Source organism: Clostridium sp. SGI.024 (assembly GCF_050315195.1).
Classification (GTDB): domain Bacteria; phylum Bacillota; class Clostridia; order Clostridiales; family Clostridiaceae; genus Clostridium.
This window is the reverse complement of the sequence record NZ_JBNPON010000005.1, coordinates 53,599-72,532: the sequence shown is the minus strand read 5'-3', so window position 1 is coordinate 72,532 and position 18,934 is coordinate 53,599. Positions and strand designations below refer to the sequence as shown.

19 protein-coding genes and 1 other RNA gene are annotated in these 18,934 nt (G+C 27.8%); 15 read left to right on the top strand and 5 right to left on the bottom strand.

The window, feature by feature from the left end:
• The first annotated feature begins 164 nt into the window (after positions 1–164).
• Both nrdD and nrdG read left to right on the top strand, forming a co-directional pair.
• Positions 165–2,285 carry an anaerobic ribonucleoside-triphosphate reductase gene (gene nrdD / locus ACQRD5_RS03015; RefSeq protein ID WP_291625682.1) on the top strand — a complete coding sequence of 707 codons (2,121 nt, stop codon included), beginning with the start codon at positions 165–167 and terminating at the stop codon, positions 2,283–2,285.
• An 11-nt stretch (positions 2,286–2,296) separates the two neighbouring features.
• Positions 2,297–2,797: an anaerobic ribonucleoside-triphosphate reductase activating protein gene (gene nrdG, locus ACQRD5_RS03010; protein WP_291625685.1), complete on the top strand. Its 501-nt coding sequence runs from the start codon at positions 2,297–2,299 to the stop codon at positions 2,795–2,797.
• Positions 2,798–2,829: 32 nt separating this feature from the next.
• Here nrdG and speE read toward each other — a convergent pair whose 3' ends face one another.
• Together speE and speD are read right to left on the bottom strand one after the other, a co-directional pair.
• Complete coding sequence (gene speE, locus ACQRD5_RS03005) at positions 2,830–3,672, bottom strand: polyamine aminopropyltransferase (RefSeq protein ID WP_291625785.1); 843 nt, start codon at positions 3,670–3,672, stop codon at positions 2,830–2,832.
• Positions 3,673–3,681: 9 nt separating this feature from the next.
• The gene (gene speD, locus ACQRD5_RS03000) at positions 3,682–4,101 is read right to left on the bottom strand and encodes an adenosylmethionine decarboxylase (RefSeq protein WP_291625686.1); all 420 of its coding nucleotides are present in this window, start codon (positions 4,099–4,101) and stop codon (positions 3,682–3,684) included.
• 517 nt (positions 4,102–4,618) lie between these two features.
• Between speD and ACQRD5_RS02995 the strand changes: the two genes are divergently transcribed.
• Positions 4,619–8,800, top strand: coding sequence for a CehA/McbA family metallohydrolase (locus tag ACQRD5_RS02995; protein ID WP_291625688.1), 4,182 nt, complete (start codon positions 4,619–4,621; stop codon positions 8,798–8,800).
• Between the two features lie 67 nt (positions 8,801–8,867).
• Here ACQRD5_RS02995 and ytaF read toward each other — a convergent pair whose 3' ends face one another.
• A complete protein-coding gene (gene ytaF / locus ACQRD5_RS02990; protein WP_291625690.1) occupies positions 8,868–9,491 on the bottom strand; it encodes a sporulation membrane protein YtaF in 624 nt (207 codons plus the stop codon).
• Between the two features lie 156 nt (positions 9,492–9,647).
• Between ytaF and ACQRD5_RS02985 the strand changes: the two genes are divergently transcribed.
• The 3 genes from ACQRD5_RS02985 to ssrS all read left to right on the top strand — a co-directional run bounded on the left by ACQRD5_RS02985 (position 9,648) and on the right by ssrS (position 10,586).
• Entirely contained in the window at positions 9,648–9,917 is a 270-nt protein-coding gene (locus ACQRD5_RS02985; protein WP_291625692.1) for a DUF1292 domain-containing protein, read from the top strand.
• 12 nt (positions 9,918–9,929) lie between these two features.
• Positions 9,930–10,328: a hypothetical protein gene (locus ACQRD5_RS02980; RefSeq protein ID WP_291625693.1), complete on the top strand. Its 399-nt coding sequence runs from the start codon at positions 9,930–9,932 to the stop codon at positions 10,326–10,328.
• Positions 10,329–10,394: 66 nt separating this feature from the next.
• Positions 10,395–10,586: non-coding RNA, 6S RNA (gene ssrS / locus ACQRD5_RS02975), on the top strand.
• Between the two features lie 225 nt (positions 10,587–10,811).
• Here the strand turns inward: ssrS and ACQRD5_RS02970 are convergent.
• Positions 10,812–11,012, bottom strand: coding sequence for a hypothetical protein (locus ACQRD5_RS02970; RefSeq protein ID WP_291625695.1), 201 nt, complete (start codon positions 11,010–11,012; stop codon positions 10,812–10,814).
• Between the two features lie 272 nt (positions 11,013–11,284).
• On the opposite strand from ACQRD5_RS02970, the gene ACQRD5_RS02965 reads away from it, so the two are divergent.
• The 4 genes from ACQRD5_RS02965 to ACQRD5_RS02950 all read left to right on the top strand — a co-directional run bounded on the left by ACQRD5_RS02965 (position 11,285) and on the right by ACQRD5_RS02950 (position 14,178).
• Positions 11,285–11,476: a DUF896 domain-containing protein gene (locus tag ACQRD5_RS02965; protein WP_291625787.1), complete on the top strand. Its 192-nt coding sequence runs from the start codon at positions 11,285–11,287 to the stop codon at positions 11,474–11,476.
• A 12-nt stretch (positions 11,477–11,488) separates the two neighbouring features.
• Entirely contained in the window at positions 11,489–12,397 is a 909-nt protein-coding gene (hprK, locus tag ACQRD5_RS02960) for an HPr(Ser) kinase/phosphatase (protein WP_291625697.1), read from the top strand.
• A gap of 28 nt (positions 12,398–12,425) precedes the next feature.
• Positions 12,426–13,823 (top strand): aminopeptidase, encoded by a 1,398-nt coding sequence (locus ACQRD5_RS02955; RefSeq protein ID WP_291625699.1) that lies wholly within the window; start codon positions 12,426–12,428, stop codon positions 13,821–13,823.
• Positions 13,824–13,938: 115 nt separating this feature from the next.
• On the top strand, positions 13,939–14,178 hold the full coding sequence (locus tag ACQRD5_RS02950; RefSeq protein ID WP_291625701.1) for a phage holin: 240 nt from the start codon (positions 13,939–13,941) through the stop codon (positions 14,176–14,178).
• Between the two features lie 78 nt (positions 14,179–14,256).
• Here the strand turns inward: ACQRD5_RS02950 and ACQRD5_RS02945 are convergent, their stop codons facing one another.
• Positions 14,257–15,093, bottom strand: a complete 837-nt coding sequence (locus ACQRD5_RS02945) for a PHP domain-containing protein (RefSeq protein WP_291625703.1) — start codon at positions 15,091–15,093, stop codon at positions 14,257–14,259.
• 102 nt (positions 15,094–15,195) lie between these two features.
• Here ACQRD5_RS02945 and ACQRD5_RS02940 point away from each other — a divergent pair, with 102 nt between their 5' ends.
• The 5 genes from ACQRD5_RS02940 to ACQRD5_RS02920 are packed head-to-tail and all read left to right on the top strand — an operon-like array spanning position 15,196 to position 18,932.
• A complete protein-coding gene (locus ACQRD5_RS02940; RefSeq protein ID WP_291625705.1) occupies positions 15,196–15,789 on the top strand; it encodes an anthranilate synthase component II in 594 nt (197 codons plus the stop codon).
• A complete protein-coding gene (gene pabB / locus ACQRD5_RS02935; protein ID WP_414600962.1) occupies positions 15,782–17,125 on the top strand; it encodes an aminodeoxychorismate synthase component I in 1,344 nt (447 codons plus the stop codon). Before ACQRD5_RS02940 ends, pabB begins: the two co-directional genes overlap by 8 nt.
• Entirely contained in the window at positions 17,125–17,868 is a 744-nt protein-coding gene (locus ACQRD5_RS02930) for an aminotransferase class IV (protein WP_291625707.1), read from the top strand. The genes pabB and ACQRD5_RS02930 overlap by 1 nt, the downstream gene beginning before the upstream one ends.
• Positions 17,869–17,879: 11 nt before the next feature.
• Positions 17,880–18,434 carry a GTP cyclohydrolase I FolE gene (folE, locus tag ACQRD5_RS02925; RefSeq protein WP_291625708.1) on the top strand — a complete coding sequence of 185 codons (555 nt, stop codon included), beginning with the start codon at positions 17,880–17,882 and terminating at the stop codon, positions 18,432–18,434.
• Between the two features lie 24 nt (positions 18,435–18,458).
• Positions 18,459–18,932 carry an HD domain-containing protein gene (locus ACQRD5_RS02920; RefSeq protein WP_294169291.1) on the top strand — a complete coding sequence of 158 codons (474 nt, stop codon included), beginning with the start codon at positions 18,459–18,461 and terminating at the stop codon, positions 18,930–18,932.
• Positions 18,933–18,934 lie beyond the last annotated feature (2 nt).

Below are 18,934 nucleotides of genomic sequence, written 5' to 3'. Positions count from 1 at the left end.
TATAAATAAAAATATTGTAGATAGTTATAAAGCATAAAGATATTAAGATAAACTAATATATAATAGATTCCTTTGAAAAAATGAGAACTATAAAAAATGCAATAAATAATACTTTATTATATAATTAGTAAGAATGATCTTAAGTGTTGGGAGCTGATGATTTAATGAAGGTTATTAAAAGAGATGGCAGTATAGTGGATTTTGACAAAATAAAGATAAGAGAAGCTATTACTAAAGCTATGAAGAATGGAAGTGGAATTTATTTAGGTGACATAGCAAAACTTATAGCAAATGATGCAGAAAAGTATTTTAGTAATGAAAAAGAAACACCTACAATCAAAAAAATAGAAGCATATGTCTATGATAGATTAATTTATTACGGACAATCTGTAACAGCTAGAGCTTATGAGGGATATAGAGCTGTACAGGAATTTAAAAGAAATACCAATACTACAGATGAAAGTATTTTAAGTCTTTTGAATAAAACTAATGAGGATGTAATAAAAGAAAATTCAAATAAAAATTCAGTAATAGCTGCAACTCAAAGAGACTTAATAGCTGGTGAAGTTTCTAAGGATATATCTAGAAGAAGACTTATTCCAGCCCATATAGTCCAAGCACATGATGAAGGAACAATCCATTGGCATGATATGGATTATACACTAGCTCCAATTTTTAATTGTTGCCTAATTAATTTGGAAGATATGCTTGAGAATGGAACTGTTATAAATGAAAAATTAGTAGAATCTCCAAAGTCTTTTGGAACTGCATGTACAGTAACAACTCAAATAATTGCCCAAGTATCAAGTAATCAATATGGTGGACAAAGTATTACTGTAAAACATCTAGCTAAATATTTAAAGGTTACTGAAGAAAAAGCATATAAGCATTATTTAGAGTTATTAGGAGATGAAGAATTAGCTAAGAAGTTATCTTATGATGCTAAGATGAAGGAACTAAAAGATGGAGTTCAAACCATAAGATATCAATTATCTACTTTACAAACAACTAATGGACAATCACCATTTTCTACAATTTATTTAGAAATAGAAGAAGGTCATCCTTATGAAGAGGAAATGGCTTTAATTTGTGAAGAAATGATAAAACAAAGATTAGAAGGAATGAAAAATTATAAAGGACAAGAGATTGGTGAAGCTTTTCCAAAATTGGTTTATTTATTAGATGAGCATAATTGTCTTGAAGGTGGAAAATATGACTACATAACTAAGTTAGCCGCAAAATGTACTGCAAAAAGATTAGTACCAGATTACCAATCAGCTAAGATAATGAGAGCAAATTATGAAGGGAATGCATTTCCACCAATGGGATGTAGGTCTCACTTGTCTCCTTGCAAGGATGAGAATGGAAATTATAAGTGGTATGGAAGGTTTAATCAAGGCGTGGTGAGTTTGAATTTACCACAAATAGCTATAATAGCAGATGGAGATATGGAACTATTTTGGGATATGCTAAATCAAAGGCTAGAGCTTTGTAAAGAAGCATTATTAACTAGACATAATATGCTACTTGGAACCCTTTCAGATGTTTCTCCAATTCACTGGCAACATGGTGCAATTGCAAGATTAAATAAAGGTGAAAAGATAGATAAATTATTAAAGGATGGATATTCTACTTTATCACTAGGATATGTTGGTATACATGAAATGGTTCAGGCTATGCTTAAAGAAAGTCATACAACTAAAGATGGAGAGAAATTCGCTTTAGATGTAATGAATTATATGAATGAGACTTGCCAAAGATGGAAAAAAGAAACTGGATTAGGCTTTAGCTTATATGGTACACCTGCTGAAAACTTAATTTATAGATTCTGTAAATTAGATAAAGCCAGATTTGGAATAATACCGAATGTTACTGATAGATTATATTATACTAACTCATATCATGTTCATGTTTGCGAAGAAATTGATGCCTTTAGTAAATTAAAATTTGAGTCACAATTTCATGGTATTAGTTTAGGAGGATGTATTTCTTATGTTGAAGTACCAGATATGTCAAAAAATTTAGATGCAATAGAGCAAATAATTAACTTTATATATCACAATATTCAATATGCAGAAATAAATACCAAGCCAGATATATGTTATAAATGTGGATATACTGGTGAAATTAAGTTAGACGATGAATTAAATTGGTACTGTCCATCTTGTGGAAATAGAGATGAATCAGAAATGCAGGTAATGAGAAGAACTTGTGGTTATATTGGAACAAATTTCTGGAATAAAGGAAGAACTGCTGAAATAGGTGACAGAGTATTACATTTATAAGGATGATTAATATGAACTATGCAAAAATTAGAAAATTTGATGTAAGCAATGGTCCAGGAGTAAGAAGTACTCTTTTTGTAAGTGGATGTACAAATAAATGTGAAGGCTGCTTTAATAAAGAGTTACAGGATTTTAATTATGGTGAAAAATGGACTAAAGACATTGAAGATGATTTTATAAAACAGGTAATGAATCCTAATATAGTTGGAGTAAATATTTTAGGTGGAGAACCTATGGACCAAGTGAGAGATGAAGATTTATGTAATTTATTAAGAAGAATAAAGCATGAAACTAATAAGAGCATTTGGCTTTGGTCAGGTTATTTATATGAAGATATTATAGTATCTTATGATAAAAGAAATATTTTAGAATATGTTGATGTACTTATAGATGGAAGATTTGAGATTGAGAAAAGAAATATATCATTATCATATAGAGGTTCCAGCAATCAAAGAGTAATTGATATAAAAAAGAGTAGAGAATCAAATAAAATTATAGAGATAGAGGTTTAATAAAAAAAAGGAGCTACAACAAGCTCCTTTTTTTATTCTAATATATTCTTAACATAATTAGGCAGCATAAAAGCACCTTTGTGTAAGTCAGTATTATAGTATTTAGTAGTAAGCTTTAAAGAATTCCAGTAATTTTCATCAAGATCTTGAATTGGATCTATATTCTTAGATGCAAAGCAAAACATCCAATGACCTGAAGCGTATGTAGGCATATGATATTGGTATACTTTGCAAATATTGAATAGATTATTTAATTTAGTAAATGATCTTTTCATTTCTTTAGAATTATTAGGATAGTATGGACTTTCGCATTGATTTATTAATATACCATTTTCACTTAAAGCATCATAACAATCCTTATAAAAATCAGTAGTAAATAATCCTTCTCCAGGGCCTATTGGATCAGTAGAGTCTATTATTATCAAATCATATAGATTTTTTTTCCCTTTAATAAACTTAATTCCATCTTCAAAAAATAGGTTTACTCTTGGATCATCTAATTTATTTGACGTAAAAGGTAAAAATTTCTTAGAGGCTGTTACAACAGCTTCATCTATTTCAACCATATCTATATTTTTAACAGTGTTATATCTTGTTAGTTCTCTAACAGTGCCACCATCTCCAGCACCAATAACTAGAATTTTGTCTATATTTTTATTAGTAGCCATAGCTACATGAGTTATCATTTCATGATAAATAAATTCATCTTTTTCAGTAACCATTATCCAGTTATCAATTACAAGTACTCTTCCAAATTCGTAAGTATCAATTATATCAATTTTTTGAAATGGACTTTGTATAGAATACAAGTGATTTTTAACCTTCATAGAAAAATTTACATTTTCAGTTTGATTTTCGGTGTACCATAATTCCATATTCATATCTTATCCCTCCATTTTATATTTAACTTGAATATTATCATAAAGACCATTTGAGAAAGTTTTAACTTTATCAACTAATCCTCTTGCTACTTCAGTAGATTCACTTCTTTCAGCTTTTAAGGCATCTTCTAAATACTTAAAGGCTAACCATGGATTTACTGTATCACCACAAGTAAATAAATCTACTGCTGCATAGCCATATTCAGGCCATGTATGAATTGTAAGATGAGATTCCTGGATTATAACAGCACCGCTTACTCCCCAGGGATTAAATTTGTGGAAGCAACTTGTAACAATAGTTGCATTAGATACTATTGCAGCTTCTTTCATATGCTCCTCTATAATTTTATGATCTTTTAAAATCTCTTTGTTACAGTTATAATATTCCACTAAAATATGTCTTCCAAGTTGTTCAATTTTCATAAAAATCCCTCCATAAATATAAATTTTATTTCCATCCAACAGATAAATATTTAATTAGCAAAAACGCTTCACTCATGAAACCTCCTAAAAATATAAAAAGTTTAGTATTAGTAAACAGAAAGTTAAATTATACTAACCTAATCATTTTAGCAAGTTATGGGCAATGTTGTCAATTTATATTTTGTATAAAATAAATAGTAAATTTGTTATAAAAATTTTTGATTGGCAATAGATAATTTATTTATTGAGGGATATTTTCTATTTATAGAGAAGCAAATTTATATTAGAAAAATGTGATAATTATTTGGATTATTTATCAACAAATGATAAAATTAAATTGTTATAAAGTTTAAATTATTTAAACAAAATTATTTCTTATATTAATCTATGGAGGAGGTGTTTATATAAGCTAATGTAAATACATACTTAAAGGTCAAGTTTATGTAAATAATTAATGTTAATCTTTAATAAATAGTTTTATTAAACAGATTTACATTAGAAGTTTTAGGGGGATGAAATGAAAAACAGTTTTAAAGTAAAAGTATTAAACTTATTTTTAGCATTAACTATGATGCTAGGATTAATTACTATTCCTGCAAAGGAAGTTAAAGCTGAAGTAGCTACATATGTAGTAATTAGTGAAGTATATGGAGGGGGAGGTAATTCAGGAGCAAAATATAAAAATGACTTTATTGAATTATATAACCCAACTAATAATGATATCGATTTAACAGGCTGGAAGATTCAATATGCATCAGCTAATTCTGAATTTACTTTACATAGTGAGCTAAGTGGATTAATAAAAGCAAAAGGATATTTTTTAATACAACAAGCACAAGGAAGCAAAGGTACATTAGATTTACCTACACCAGATGTAATTGGAAACATTGCAATGGGAGGAGTTAATTGTAAAGTAAGGCTTTTAGATAGCGCAGAAAAAGTGGTAGATCTTGTTGGAATCGGAACAGCTAATGAGTCAGAAGGAAATAAAACTGCTAAGGGTATGAGTAATACTAAAAGTGTCCAACGTAAAGATAATGATGCTTCAAGTAATGGTTATACAAATGGCTGGGATTCTAATAATAATGAAGATGATTTTTATACTGAAGAGCCTACACCTAGAAGTTCTAAGTATTCAGAAAATATAGTTAAACTTTCTTCTTTGAAAGTTAATGAAAATATAAGTTTAGAAGTAGGAGAAGCTAAAGCTTTATCAATTTCATATAATCCAGAGAATACAACAGAAAAAGGCGTGAAATTTGAAAGTTTAAATGAAGAAATAGCAACAGTTGATAAAGATGGTAATGTTACTGGAGTTAAAGATGGGGAAACTATAATAAAAGTAACATCAATTGTGAGAGAAGATATAGCTTCAGAAAGTAAAATAATTGTAACTAAGGCATTAGATAAAAAAGGACCAGAAATATTAAATGTTTATCCATTTCCAAGTGGAAATATTGGTGATTTAAGAAGACCAGAAATTAAAGCAACAATAACTGATGACTCTGGTGTTAGTAAGGAATCAATAAAATTATATCTAGATGGAAATAGTTTAGCTTATAGTATTAATGATAACGTAATCAGTTATAAAGTAGAGCAAGATTTAAGTGATGGACAACATACTATTAAAATTGAAGCCAAAGATATTTTAGATAACTTATCGGAAGAAGAATGGAATTTTACAGTAGGAGAAGTTAAGAAAAATTTATATTTTGGGCAACTTCACTCTCATACTAATTTATCAGATGGAACAGGAACTGTAGATGAAGCATATCAATATGCAGAAAATGTTGCTAAGGTAGACTTTTTAGCTATAACAGATCATTCAAATTGGTTTGATAATGATAGTAAAGCTAATATAGCAGATGGATCAGTTAGTACTAAGTGGAATACAGGAAAAGAGGCAGCAAATAAATACAATAAAAATGGAAAGTTTGTTGCAATTTATGGTTATGAAATGTCTTGGTCTGGTTCTACAGGTGGATATGGACATATAAATACATTTAACACTGAAGGATTTGAAACAAGAACTAATAGCAAAATGGATCTTAAAGCATATTATAATGCCTTAAAAACACAACCACAATCTTTATCACAATTTAATCATCCTGGAAAAACTTTTGGAGATTTCAGCGATTTTGCTCACTACGATGAAGAAATAGATAAACTTATAAACTTAGTAGAGGTAGGTAATGGTGAAGGAGCTATAAGAAGCTCTGGTCAATTCCAATCATATGAATATTATACAAGAGCTCTAGATAAAGGATGGCATTTAGCACCTAGTAACAATCAAGATAATCACAAAGGTAAATGGGGAAATGCTAATACAGGAAGAACAGTTATAGAAGCTTCTGAGCTTTCAAGAGATGCTATTTATGATGCTATAAGAAATAGAAGAGTATATGCAACTGAAGATGAAAATTTAAGAGTTTCTTATGAAGTAAATGGAAATACTATGGGTTCAATTCTACCTGAAATGAATAAATTAGATTTTATAATTAATATAGAAGATATAGATAAGGACGATACTATAAAGAAGATATCCATTATCGGTGATGGTGGAAAAATTGTAAAATCTATAGATAATGTTAACTCAACAAATAAAGAATGGAAATTTTCATTAGAAGAATCAGTTAGCTCCTACTATTATGTTAGAATAGATCAAAATGATAAAGATATAGCGGTAACCGCACCAGTATGGGTTGGAGAAAAAGAGAATTTTGGGATTTCTAAGATTGATAAAGATAAAGAGCTTATATTAGCAGGAGAAGATTTTAATATAGAAACAACAATTTATAATAATGAAGCTAATTCAATAGATAATGTTAAGATTGAATATTTTAATAAAAATGACGATAAAGCTTTAAAATCAGAAGTTATTGAAGCTATAGCAGCTGGTGGGACCATTACAACAAAATTACCATATAACTTTGAAAAACCAGGAAGCTATACATTATTAGCAAAAGTATCAGTAACTATTGATGGAATTTTAAAAGAATTCAGTTCTTCAATTACAATTGATGTATTAAGTGAAAATGAAGTATCTAAAGTTGTAATAGATGGAGGGCATCAAAATCAATATGTAACTGGTGATTATGCTGGAAAAGTTACTACTTTAACTTCATTAATGGCTCAAAATAATATAAAAGCAATTATAAATAATGAAAAAATAACTGATAATGTTTTAGAGAAAGCATCATTGTTAATATTATCAGATCCACAAAGTACAACTAATACAAATTATGGATTATCTCCACAAAGTTATACTAAAGATGAATTAGAGGCAATATCCAGATTTGTTAAAAGAGGAGGTAATATTGTAATCACATCAAAGGCTGACTATAAAGATGCAAGTGGAGAGTATGGTAATGCAGCTCAAGGTAATTCAGTACTTGAAGCTATAGGAGCAAAAATTAGATTTAATGATGATCAAGCCACTGATGATGATAATAATGGAGGACAATCATATAGATTATACTTCAATAGCTATAATACAGAAAGCTCTTGGTTAAGTGGAATTGATACAAGTAAAAAATATAGTTTTTATAGTGGCTCTACATTAGTGATGCCTAATGATATGACAAATATAGAAGTTTTAGTAAAAGGTCATGAGACAACTTATGGTAATGATGCTGATAAACAAAATGATAATGTAACAGTAGATAAAGGTAATGCAGTAGCATTAGCAGTTGAAACATTGAGCTATGGTTCAAAGGTAGTTGTATCAGGTGCAACATTATTCTCAAACTTTGAAATGGATGGCTTAGACTATTCTAACTATCAATTAACTGAAAAAGTATTAAAAGAATTAGCTCCTGCACCAGAATTGCCAACCAGTAAAATAGTAGATGTTAGAGTAGATAGTAATAATGATAATATTCCAGATAGATTTGGTGAGACAGTAGTTGTAGAAGGATATGTTACATCAGCATCTAATACAGCAGCACCAGGAAATTCTTTCTTTGATGTTATATATATTCAAGATGAAACAGCGGGTTTAACAGTTTTTGGAGTTTCAGGATTAAATATAAAACTTGGACAAAGGGTAAGAATTAAAGGTAAAGTTTCATCATATTTAAATGATGCACAAATAGCAATAAAGAATGAAAATATAGATGTAGAAGTAATAGATGAAAATATAAATTTAATTGAGCCTACAAAACTTTCAACTAAAGACAGTATGTTAGAAGAAAAGGAAGGGCTTTTAGTTAAAGTAGAAGGAAAAGTCATTAGAATTGAAGGACAGAATATTTTTGTGGATGATGGATCAGGTGAAGCAAGAGTATATATAGAAGGATATGTGAGAAGTAGTGAAAATCCAGATGTTGATGATGAATGGAAGTCTAGAATTAAAATTGGAGATAATATATCAGCTATTGGATTAGCTTCTGAAGATCCAGAAGGACATAGATTAAGAGTTAGAGACTCAGCTGAAGTAAAGCTATCAGAAGAGGTTAAAGATGATATAAAAAATAAAGAAACTGAAGATAGTACTATAAATATAGATAGTAACTTAAAATTAGAAAGTAATTATACAACAAAATCTGATGATAAAGTAAAACTCAAGAAAAATAATAGTCTACCAATAACAGGTGATGATAGTCAGATTTATTTATATGTAATAGCAATTGTGGCTATAGCTGCTGCTGGAGTATTATTATTAATAAGTAAAAATAAAGATAAAAAGATAAATAAATAAAAAATAGCTGTGGCACAGTTTAGAGTTAATACTGTTGCCACAGTTATTTTTAATAATATGATTTTTCTTAAAATACTCTTAAAAAAGCTAACATAATAAGCATTAATCCAGAAAGCCAAGAAATATTCAAATTCACATATTCTACAAATTTTTTTCCAATAAATGATCCTAATAAAATAGCTATAAGTCCAATGATAATTGATATAATAAAGACTTGAATGCTATCAATTACTATTAAGCTACTACCAAATCCAACAGCTAAACTATCTAAGGATAAGGCAATAGATAAGTATAGAGCTTCCTTGTATGATAGAACTTTAGATTTATCAAAGTCAGCTTTAATTTCATCAGCATAAACCTGAAGTACAAAATTAAAGTCAAATAATTTGAATCTTAATGGATGACTGGATTTTGCTTTTTTATTTATATATGATTTTAGCAACACTTCAAATAATCTATAGAGTCCTAATAAAAATAAAATAGTGAAGCTAAAAAATTTAGCCATATTAATAGAAATATAATTTTGTAGAAAGCTACCTAAAATTAATGACAATCCAAGCATGCTAGAAGATATAATATCAATTATCAGTGCAGAAATTATAGGGATTTTAATCTTACTGCTTCCGTAAGATATACTTGCTATAAATGAGTCTATTGATACAGATAAAACTAATAATAAACTTTCTAACATATTTTTATCCTCTGAAAAACATTGATAGTACATAATATAAAAATAAATATATAAAGTTACATAAAATGACTTTCTATATTAAAAATAATATAGTATACTAAAAAAATTAAAAGATAAAAATTAAAATAATGGACAATTAAAATAAAGGAGAATAAAATGGATAAAAAGAACATTAATATTGATGAAGATGAAAAAGTTATAATGAGTTTCTTAAATGAAAATGGAGAAAAAGTAGATTTTGAAGCAGTTGCAAAGGTTTATTTAAAAGAAGTGGAATATTTACTTTTAGCTCCAGTTGATGATGATAGTGATGATATCTATGTATTTAGAGTAGATGAAGTAGATGGAAAAGAAGAATTAAATTTAGTTGAAGATGATAAAGAATTCCTTGAGGTAAAAAAGGAATATAAAAAACTGTTATATTAATTGGAGGATATTATGAAGAGTAATGAAATAATTGAAATACTTGAAGAAAATAATTTAACAGAAATAGAAGAACTAAAGAATGAAGATGGAGTTTTTCTTGTAAAATTCTTTTTAGACTTTGATAATGATGTAATAAGTGCTGCTAGAAGTTATGCAAATGATGAAAGTGATTACGAAGAAGAAAGTGATGAATGGTATAAAGAGTATTTTATACCTTACCTTTATGATTATGGTAATGATGAAGTGGTTGATATAATCGAAGAAATTGTTGAAGAGTTAGATATTGCAGGTGAAGTAATGGCTTTTCAAATAAATTCATCTAACTTTGAATTTATTCAATTTATGGCTTTATTTACAGAAGAAGATGCAGATATCACAATAGAAGATGTAGCTAAAGAATACATTTTTTAAAGGTTTACAATACAGGAAAAATATTCTATTGCATGTATTTAGAATTGTGTTATAATTATATTATAATAAATCCTGAGATGTGCGCTAAGCTTATAATATTCAACCTACATTGAATATACGGGATTTGCGATATCTAAGTGTATGTCAGGCTCCAATTATTTGCAGTATTGTAACGGGAGAAGACAGAGAATTAGTGAGCTTAACCCACCTGCGAGGAGCAGGTATGAATATTTAAGCGACCGGCATGTTGGGAATATATATGTATTTAATACCTCAAAATATGGGGTATTTTTTGTTTTATAGAAAATTATATTTTTAAAGAACTGTGGATAACTTTATGAGAGTAGTAAAACTCATAGTTCACAAAGTGGATTTTTTTATTTTAAGCATAAAAACTTATATAATCATATAGAGTTTTTATGCTTAAAAATTATATTTCTAATGAATTAATTGAAAATACATAATAAAGGTTAGATAAATAAATTAAGCAACTTTTCTTACAGGATTGCTACTTAAGTTTTTTCTCATGTATTTATTAAATATATGATTTTGATTTTTATTAATTAGCTTGTCTAAATCTTGAGAAATATACAGTATTAGTTTATTATTTGTAGAAAGATATTTTAATAAAAAGTTAAGTAAAGCTTTTTTTCTTTTTATTTTTCTACTACATTTCTTTTTCACAGTTAGCACCTCCTATTGAATTACAAAATATAATCACTTATAACAATATTATACCAAAAAGTATAAAAATGTAAAATTAAAAAATGCAACAAAAATCTACAAAAAATTTAAGCAACTAATTTAGAAATATAATAGACTTTGTTATAATATAGGAGATAGATAATAAGTAGTATATGTAAAAATTGTACTTATAAGGAGTATATAAGTTGATATTAATAAAAAATGAAGGTAAAATAAATAAAGAAGTGTTTATATGAAAGGATGAACCAATGATGGATATTAAGGACATGAAAATGGATGATGTTATTAAGAGAATAAATGAACTTTATAAAAAGAGCAAAGAAGAAGGCTTAAATAACGCAGAGAAAGAAGAACAACAGATTTTAAGAAGAAGATATATTGATAGTGTAAAAAGCAATTTTAGAGCGCAATTAGAGACGGTAGAATTAAAAAAAAGAAATTAAAGGGTGATAAATTTGTCAGTTACAGTTGAAAAGTTAATAAAAGATTTTGACTTAGAAATATTATCTGAAGGTGAAAAGGGAATAGAGATATTTGTAAATGATATAAATAGACCTGGATTGCAGTTAACAGGTTTTTATAATTATTTTGCTCCAGAAAGAATTCAAGTTATAGGAAAAGCGGAGTGGAGCTTTTTAGAAACAATGGCAATAGAACTAAGGAGAAAAAGAATAGATAAATACTTTAGTTTTAATTTAAAATGTTTAATTATTACAAGAGATTTAGATCCACAAGAAGAATTAGTAAAAGCTGCTTTAAAAAATAAAGTTTGGTTACTTAGAACTGATTTAGTTACTACTAAGTTTATAAGTAAGTTAACTATATATTTAGCAGATAAATTAGCACCTGAAACTAGACTTCATGGTGTATTAGTTGATGTATACGGAATAGGAATATTAATTACTGGAGAAAGTGGAATAGGTAAAAGTGAAACGGCTCTTGAGTTAATAAAAAGAGGGCATAGATTAGTAACTGATGATGCTGTGGATATAAAAGAGGTTGATGGTGAACTTATAGGTAAGTCTCCAAGAATAACAATAGGGATGCTTGAGGTTAGAGGAATAGGAATTATTGATGTGGCATCATTATATGGATTAAGCTCTATTCTTCAAGAAAAGGATATACAACTTCTTATGCATTTTGAACATTGGAAAGATGATGGAGATTATGATAGATTAGGCTTAAATGATGAACGTGAAGATATATTAGGTGTTAAGGTTAAAAAGTTAAGGGTTCCAGTTAGACCAGGTAGAAATATAGCTGTAATTATTGAAGCAGCAGCAGTAAACTATAGACATTCGCTAATGTCTGATGTTACACCTGTAGATATAATTGAAAGAAGAATGGATACAATAATAGAGTAAGAAAAAAATAACACAGAGGGAGAATGATATGGGAAATAAGGAACAAGAGAGAAATCCTTGGTTAAAATATCAAGGAGAAAAAAGAGAAGAGTTATTTGAATTTTGTAAGGGATATATTGACTATATGTCAATATGTAAAACTGAAAGGGAGTGCGTATTAACTAGCATTCATATGGCAAAAGCTTTTGGTTTTAGAGATTTAAAAGAGATTATAGAAAAGAAAGAGAGTTTAAAGCAAGGTGATAAGGTCTATTTAAATAATAAAGATAAAACTTTAGCTTTATTTATAATTGGTGAGGAGCCAATGGAAAAGGGATTAAGAATTCTAGGTGCACATATTGATTCACCAAGATTAGATTTAAAACAAAACCCATTATATGAGGATACTAACTTAGCGATGATGGAAACTCATTACTATGGAGGAGTTAAAAAGTATCAATGGGTTACACTCCCATTAGCTTTACATGGTGTTGTAGTAAAAAAAGATGGAACTAAAATAGATGTAGTAATTGGAGAAGATGATAAAGATCCAGTAGTAGGAATCTCAGACTTATTAATACATTTATCACAAGATCAGCTTCAAAAAAAGGCTAATGCAGTAATTGAAGGTGAAGATTTGAACATATTAGTTGGAAGTATTCCACTAGAAGGTACAGAAAAAGATGCTGTTAAAGCTAATATACTGAACATATTAAAAGAAAAGTATGATTTTGAAGAAGAGGATTTTGTTTCTGCTGAAATAGAAGTTGTACCAGCAGGAAGAGCTAGAGAGTATGGATTAGATAGAAGTATGATAATGGCTTATGGTCAAGATGACAGAGTATGTGCTTATACATCATTAATGGCTATGTTAGATGTGGATAAAACTAAGTATACTAGCGTAGTATTATTGGTGGATAAAGAAGAAGTTGGTAGTAATGGAGCTACAGGGATGCACTCAAAATTCTTTGAAAATGCTGTTGCAGAAGTTATGGATAGACTTGGAGAATATTCAAGTTTAAAGTTAAGAAGAACATTAGCAAATTCAAAAATGTTGTCTTCAGATGTTTCAGCTGCTTTTGATCCTAATTATCCATCTGTAATGGAAAAGAAAAATTCTGCTTATTTTGGTAAGGGAATTGTATTTAATAAATATACAGGTGCTAAAGGAAAAGCAGGATGTAATGATGCAAATCCAGAATATATTGCATGGCTTAGAAATATTATGGATAAAAATGATGTAGTATACCAAACTGCAGAACTTGGAAAGGTTGATCAAGGTGGTGGTGGTACTATAGCTTATATTTTAGCAGAATATAATATGGAAGTTATAGACTGTGGTGTAGCACTTCAAAACATGCATGCTCCTTGGGAAATAGCAAGTAAACTAGATATATATGAAACTATGAGAGGCTATAAAGCTTTCTTAGAAGAAGAGTCTAATTAATATAAAATAATAGCTGTATTAATATAAGTTTAAATTTACTTATATTAATACAGCTTTTTTAATTCACTAATTTTTATTATGTGAATATAATGTAATAGGTTAGGAGGGAACTACTATGAACTTTGATTGGTCAAGATTTAAAAACTATGGTTTATGGGTTTCTATTATGGCATTAATTCCAATGATCTTAAGTGCTTTTGGAGTAAAGATAATACCAGAAGAATATCAAGCTATAGCAAACACTATTTTATCTATATTAGTTGCCTTAGGAATTATAAGTAACCCAACTACTGAAGCTAAATGGTATATAGATGATAATCCTAAAAATGATGAGAAAAATATAGATAATAAGTAAAGTTTAAATCTGGGATATTACTTTTAGGAGTAATGTCCCTATATTATTTTAGTAAATATATAAATAATACTTTAAATTTTATGATATTATAATAGGCCATTTTAACATATTAATTATGATATCATCCTGAGGAATATTTACATCGCCAACATTTCCATGAGATTTATCATTAGGAATTCCATGACAATCTGATCCACAGGAAATATATAAATTATGTTCTTTAGCTAAGTTAATTAAGTTAGTAGTATCTGTTTCACTATTCCTATAATAAATTGCTTCAATACCATCAAAGCCAAGATTTATTAATTCTTTAAGGGAAGTTTTCTTTACTAATATTGGATGAGCTAAGAAAACTAATGCATTAAATTCCTTTAAAAGTTTAATTCCATCTTGTGTAGATAATTTAGTGGAAGGAATATAAGCTGGACAATCATTTCCTATAAAGTTTTTAAAAATATACTCATGATCATAGTTATATCCTGCATCTATAATTGCTTTTGCTATATGGGGTCTCGCAATAGTATCTTTACCATTAGCCAAAACTTTATTTATATCTAATTCTATATTATGTAAGTTTTTTAAGTTTTCAACTATCTTATAAGCTCTAGTAATTCTTTTTTCTTTAAGGTCATCTAAAAATTTATTTAATTTAGGATTTTTATAATCTTCTTTATTAAAAAATCCTAAAACATGAATTGACTCTCCATTATATTCTGTAGATAATTCAATTCCAGGAATAAAGTTTATATTAATTTTTTTTGCTTCTAAGATTGCTTCATTTATACCAGTTAAGGTATCGTGATCTGTTAGAGAAATATAGTCAAGATTTCTTTTTTCAGCCATTTTAATTATTTCTTTAGGGGTAAATCTCCCATCAGAGCAAATTGAATGAGTATGGAAATCACATTTAAACATTCTTATCTCCTTTCAAAAAAATAAAATATTATGATATAATTTATACATTAAAATTATTTTAACACATATATATTATTTTTAACACAAAACCTGGAGGTAAAAATGCTTTTAATGATAGACAATTATGATTCATTTGTGTTTAATTTAGTAAGATATATTGAAGAATTGGGTGAAAAAGTATTAGTTTACAGAAATGATAAAATAACAATTGATGAAATTAAAGATTTGGAAATAGATGGAATTATAATTTCACCAGGACCAAAATCTCCTAAAGAAGCAGGAATATCATTAGATATTATACATAATTTTAAGGGAATAAAACCAATACTCGGCATATGTTTAGGACATCAATGTATAGGTCATTATTTTGGAAGTAAAATTATAAAAGGAAAAGAACCAGTACATGGTAAAATAAGTTACATAAATCATACAAATAAAGATTTATTTGAAGGGATTAATAATCCATTAAGGGTTACAAGATATCATTCACTTATAATCGATAAAGCAAATATTAACGAGGATTTAGAAGTAACTAGCTATACTAAAGATGATGTTATTATGGGAGTTAGACATAAAAAATATCCTATTTTTGGAGTGCAATTTCACCCTGAAGCTGAAATGACTGAGGATGGACATAAGCTTTTAAAGAACTTTATTGATATAACTAAAAAGTTTAAGGGGGATGGAAATGATTAAAGTTAGAGAAGTAAAAATAAATTTTAATCCTCTTGAAGTATATAATATGTTTAAGGATGAAGTAGACACTATATTATTAGATTCCTCAAAGGAAGATAAAAATTTATCAAAGTTTTCTTTTATAGGAATAAATCCTTTTATGACTTTTGAAGCTAGAGGTAATAATAGTTTTATAGACAATGTAGAAGTTTCAGGAGAACCCTTTGATGTTTTAGAAAAGCTTATTGAAGAATACAAGATTCCACAAGAAATTTATAGTAATATTCCATTTATATCAGGTGCTATAGGATATATATCTTATGATGTATGTAGAATATTAGAAGATATACCAGATACAAGTCTTGATGATTTTAATATTAGTGATATAAAATTTATTTTTTACAATAATATTATTATTTTTGATTTACATAATAATAAGCAATATATAACTTCTTTAAAGGGTAGTGAAGAAGAAATTGACTTAATTATGGACAAAATAAAGAATAGTATAAAAATAGAAGAAAATAAAGTAGAAGGTATAAAAAAGGAGTTTGTCTCTAATTTTAATAAAATAGATTATAAATCAGCTATAACTAAATTGAAAAATTATATAATAAGTGGAGATGTTTATATAGCAAATATGACTCAAAGATTTTATACAGAAAGCACTGAAGATTCCTTTGAAATATATAAGAAGCTTAGAAGCATAAATAAAGCACCATTTTCTGCGTATATGAATTTTAATGATTTTCAAATAATAAGCTCTTCGCCTGAAAGATTTCTTGAAGTTAATAATAGAAAGGTTGTAACAAGACCAATTAAAGGTACAAGACCTAGAGGGCAAACTAAGGAAGAGGATATTAAAAATAGTTTAGAGCTTTTAAATAGCGAAAAAGATAAGGCAGAGTTATTAATGGTAGTTGATTTAGAAAGAAATGATTTAAGTAAGGTTTGTAAACATCATTCTGTTAAAGTAACAGAGCTTTTTAAACTTGAAACTTATGCTACAGTATTTCATTTAGTTTCAACAGTTGAAGGTGAACTTAAGGATGAAGTATCTGCTATAAAATGTATTAAGGAATGTTTCCCAGGAGGATCTATAACTGGAACCCCTAAAATTAGAGCTATGGAAATTATAGAAGAACTAGAAGCTTTGAAAAGAAACATATATACCGGATCTATTGGATACTTTGATTTTAGAGGAAATGCTGATTTTAATATTGCAATTAGAACAATAATTAAAAAAGATAATAAAGCTTATTTTGGAGTGGGTGGAGGCATTACATATGACTCTAATGAAGAAGATGAATATAATGAAACTTTAGATAAAGCAAAGGCTTTAATGAGGGTGCTATAATGAGAAATATTATTTTTAATGAAGAAAAAATAACTTTAGATGATGGATACTTTTTTGGAAGAGGAGTATTCGAAACAATTTTAGTTAAAAGTAAGCCTATATTTTTAAAAGAACATATTGAAAGATTAAATAAAGGTATCAGAATTTTAGAGTTAGGTGATGAAATTTTAATTGAGGATATATTAAATTTAATAGAAAAATATTCAATAAAGAATTGTGTACTAAAAATAGTTGTGTCTAAAAGAAATTTGGTATTAGAAGTACGTGAAAATAAATATAAATCAGGAGATTATTTGAAGGGTTTTTCCTTAAAGCTTTCTAATGTATATAGAAATTCAAAGTCTAAATTAACTTATATAAAGTCAATTAATTATTTGGAAAATATTATTGAAAGAGAAAATATTACAAAACAGGGATATGATGAGGTATTATTTTTAAACGAAAAGGGACTTGTAACAGAAGGAAGTGCATCAAATATATTTATTATAAAAGAAAACAAAATATATACACCAAAGGTTGAAAGTGGATTACTTCCAGGAGTAGTTAGAAAGTTTATTATAAATGAATTTGATGTAATTGAAAAAGAAATTACTTTAGAGGATGTATTAAATGCTGATGAAGTATTTGTTACAAATAGTTTATTAGGTATAATGGGAATAAGTAAAATTGAAGATAAAATTTTTTCGGAAAAGAAACTAACTATAAGCATAAGAGAAAAATATGAATTAGTAATTGGTGATTAGGAGGAACATAAATGATAGATAAAGATAAGATACAAGAAGGTGTAAGACTTATAATTGAGGGAATAGGGGAAGATCCAAATAGAGAAGGATTATTAGAAACTCCTGATAGAATAGCAAGAATGTATGAAGAAATATTTTCTGGAATAGGTAAAAATGCTGAAAGTGATTTATCTAAAACATTTACTGTTGAAGGAAATGATTTAGTTCTAGAAAAAGATATTACTTTTTACTCAATGTGTGAGCATCACCTTGTACCTTTTTATGGTAAAGCCCATATAGCATATATACCAAATGGAAAAGTTGCAGGATTATCAAAATTAGCTAGATGTGTTGAAGTATATTCAAAGAAACCACAGCTTCAGGAAAGGCTTACAGCGGAGATAGCAGATGCAATAATGAAATATTTAGATGCTAAAGGTGTTATGGTGGTTATTGAAGGTGAGCATATGTGTATGACTATGAGAGGGGTTAAGAAGCCAGGAGCAAAAACTGTAACTACAACTTATAGAGGGTGTTTTATAGATGATTATACTTTAAGGAAAGAAGTTATAAGTTTTATTAAGTAATCTAAGTATATAGAAGGTGAAAAATTGGAAAATGTAAATATAATTTTAAATCATCCTAAGTATAAAGCTTTGTTAGAAGAACTTAACTATTTAGAAAAGGATAGAAAGTTTTGTAACCATACTTTAGAGCATTTCTTAGATGTAGCTAGGATAGCTTATATTATGGTTTTAGAAAATAAATTAAATTATAATAAAGAAATAATTTATGCAATTGCATTATTACATGACATAGGAAGAGTTTTAGAGTATAATAATGGAGTAGATCACCATATAGGAAGTGCAAAAATAGCAGAAGAATTATTGCAGTTTACATCTTTTAATAAGGAAGAAAGGACACTAATAATAAAGTCTGTAAAAGAACATAGAAGAGAAAGTGAAGATGAATTATCTAAGATAATACACAAAAGTGATAAACTTTCAAGAAACTGTTTTAATTGCAAGGCATATAGAGATTGTTATTGGAAGGAAGATAAAAAAAATAATGACATAAAGATTTAGCA

What these genes read in the sequence shown, in the direction of transcription:
- ACQRD5_RS02955 (WP_291625699.1), top strand. Translation starts at nt 12,426, where the DNA reads ATGGGAAATAAGGAACAAGAGAGAAATCCTTGGTTAAAATATCAAGGA.
- ytaF (WP_291625690.1), bottom strand. Translation starts at nt 9,491, where the DNA reads ATGTTAGAAAGTTTATTATTAGTTTTATCTGTATCAATAGACTCATTT.
- pabB (WP_414600962.1), top strand. Translation starts at nt 15,782, where the DNA reads ATGATTAAAGTTAGAGAAGTAAAAATAAATTTTAATCCTCTTGAAGTA.
- folE (WP_291625708.1), top strand. Translation starts at nt 17,880, where the DNA reads ATGATAGATAAAGATAAGATACAAGAAGGTGTAAGACTTATAATTGAG.
- ACQRD5_RS02965 (WP_291625787.1), top strand. Translation starts at nt 11,285, where the DNA reads ATGGATATTAAGGACATGAAAATGGATGATGTTATTAAGAGAATAAAT.
- ACQRD5_RS02980 (WP_291625693.1), top strand. Translation starts at nt 9,930, where the DNA reads ATGAAGAGTAATGAAATAATTGAAATACTTGAAGAAAATAATTTAACA.
- ACQRD5_RS02950 (WP_291625701.1), top strand. Translation starts at nt 13,939, where the DNA reads ATGAACTTTGATTGGTCAAGATTTAAAAACTATGGTTTATGGGTTTCT.
- nrdD (WP_291625682.1), top strand. Translation starts at nt 165, where the DNA reads ATGAAGGTTATTAAAAGAGATGGCAGTATAGTGGATTTTGACAAAATA.
- ACQRD5_RS02945 (WP_291625703.1), bottom strand. Translation starts at nt 15,093, where the DNA reads ATGTTTAAATGTGATTTCCATACTCATTCAATTTGCTCTGATGGGAGA.
- speE (WP_291625785.1), bottom strand. Translation starts at nt 3,672, where the DNA reads ATGGAATTATGGTACACCGAAAATCAAACTGAAAATGTAAATTTTTCT.
- ACQRD5_RS02940 (WP_291625705.1), top strand. Translation starts at nt 15,196, where the DNA reads ATGCTTTTAATGATAGACAATTATGATTCATTTGTGTTTAATTTAGTA.
- ACQRD5_RS02995 (WP_291625688.1), top strand. Translation starts at nt 4,619, where the DNA reads ATGAAAAACAGTTTTAAAGTAAAAGTATTAAACTTATTTTTAGCATTA.
- ACQRD5_RS02985 (WP_291625692.1), top strand. Translation starts at nt 9,648, where the DNA reads ATGGATAAAAAGAACATTAATATTGATGAAGATGAAAAAGTTATAATG.
- nrdG (WP_291625685.1), top strand. Translation starts at nt 2,297, where the DNA reads ATGAACTATGCAAAAATTAGAAAATTTGATGTAAGCAATGGTCCAGGA.
- ACQRD5_RS02930 (WP_291625707.1), top strand. Translation starts at nt 17,125, where the DNA reads ATGAGAAATATTATTTTTAATGAAGAAAAAATAACTTTAGATGATGGA.
- speD (WP_291625686.1), bottom strand. Translation starts at nt 4,101, where the DNA reads ATGAAAATTGAACAACTTGGAAGACATATTTTAGTGGAATATTATAAC.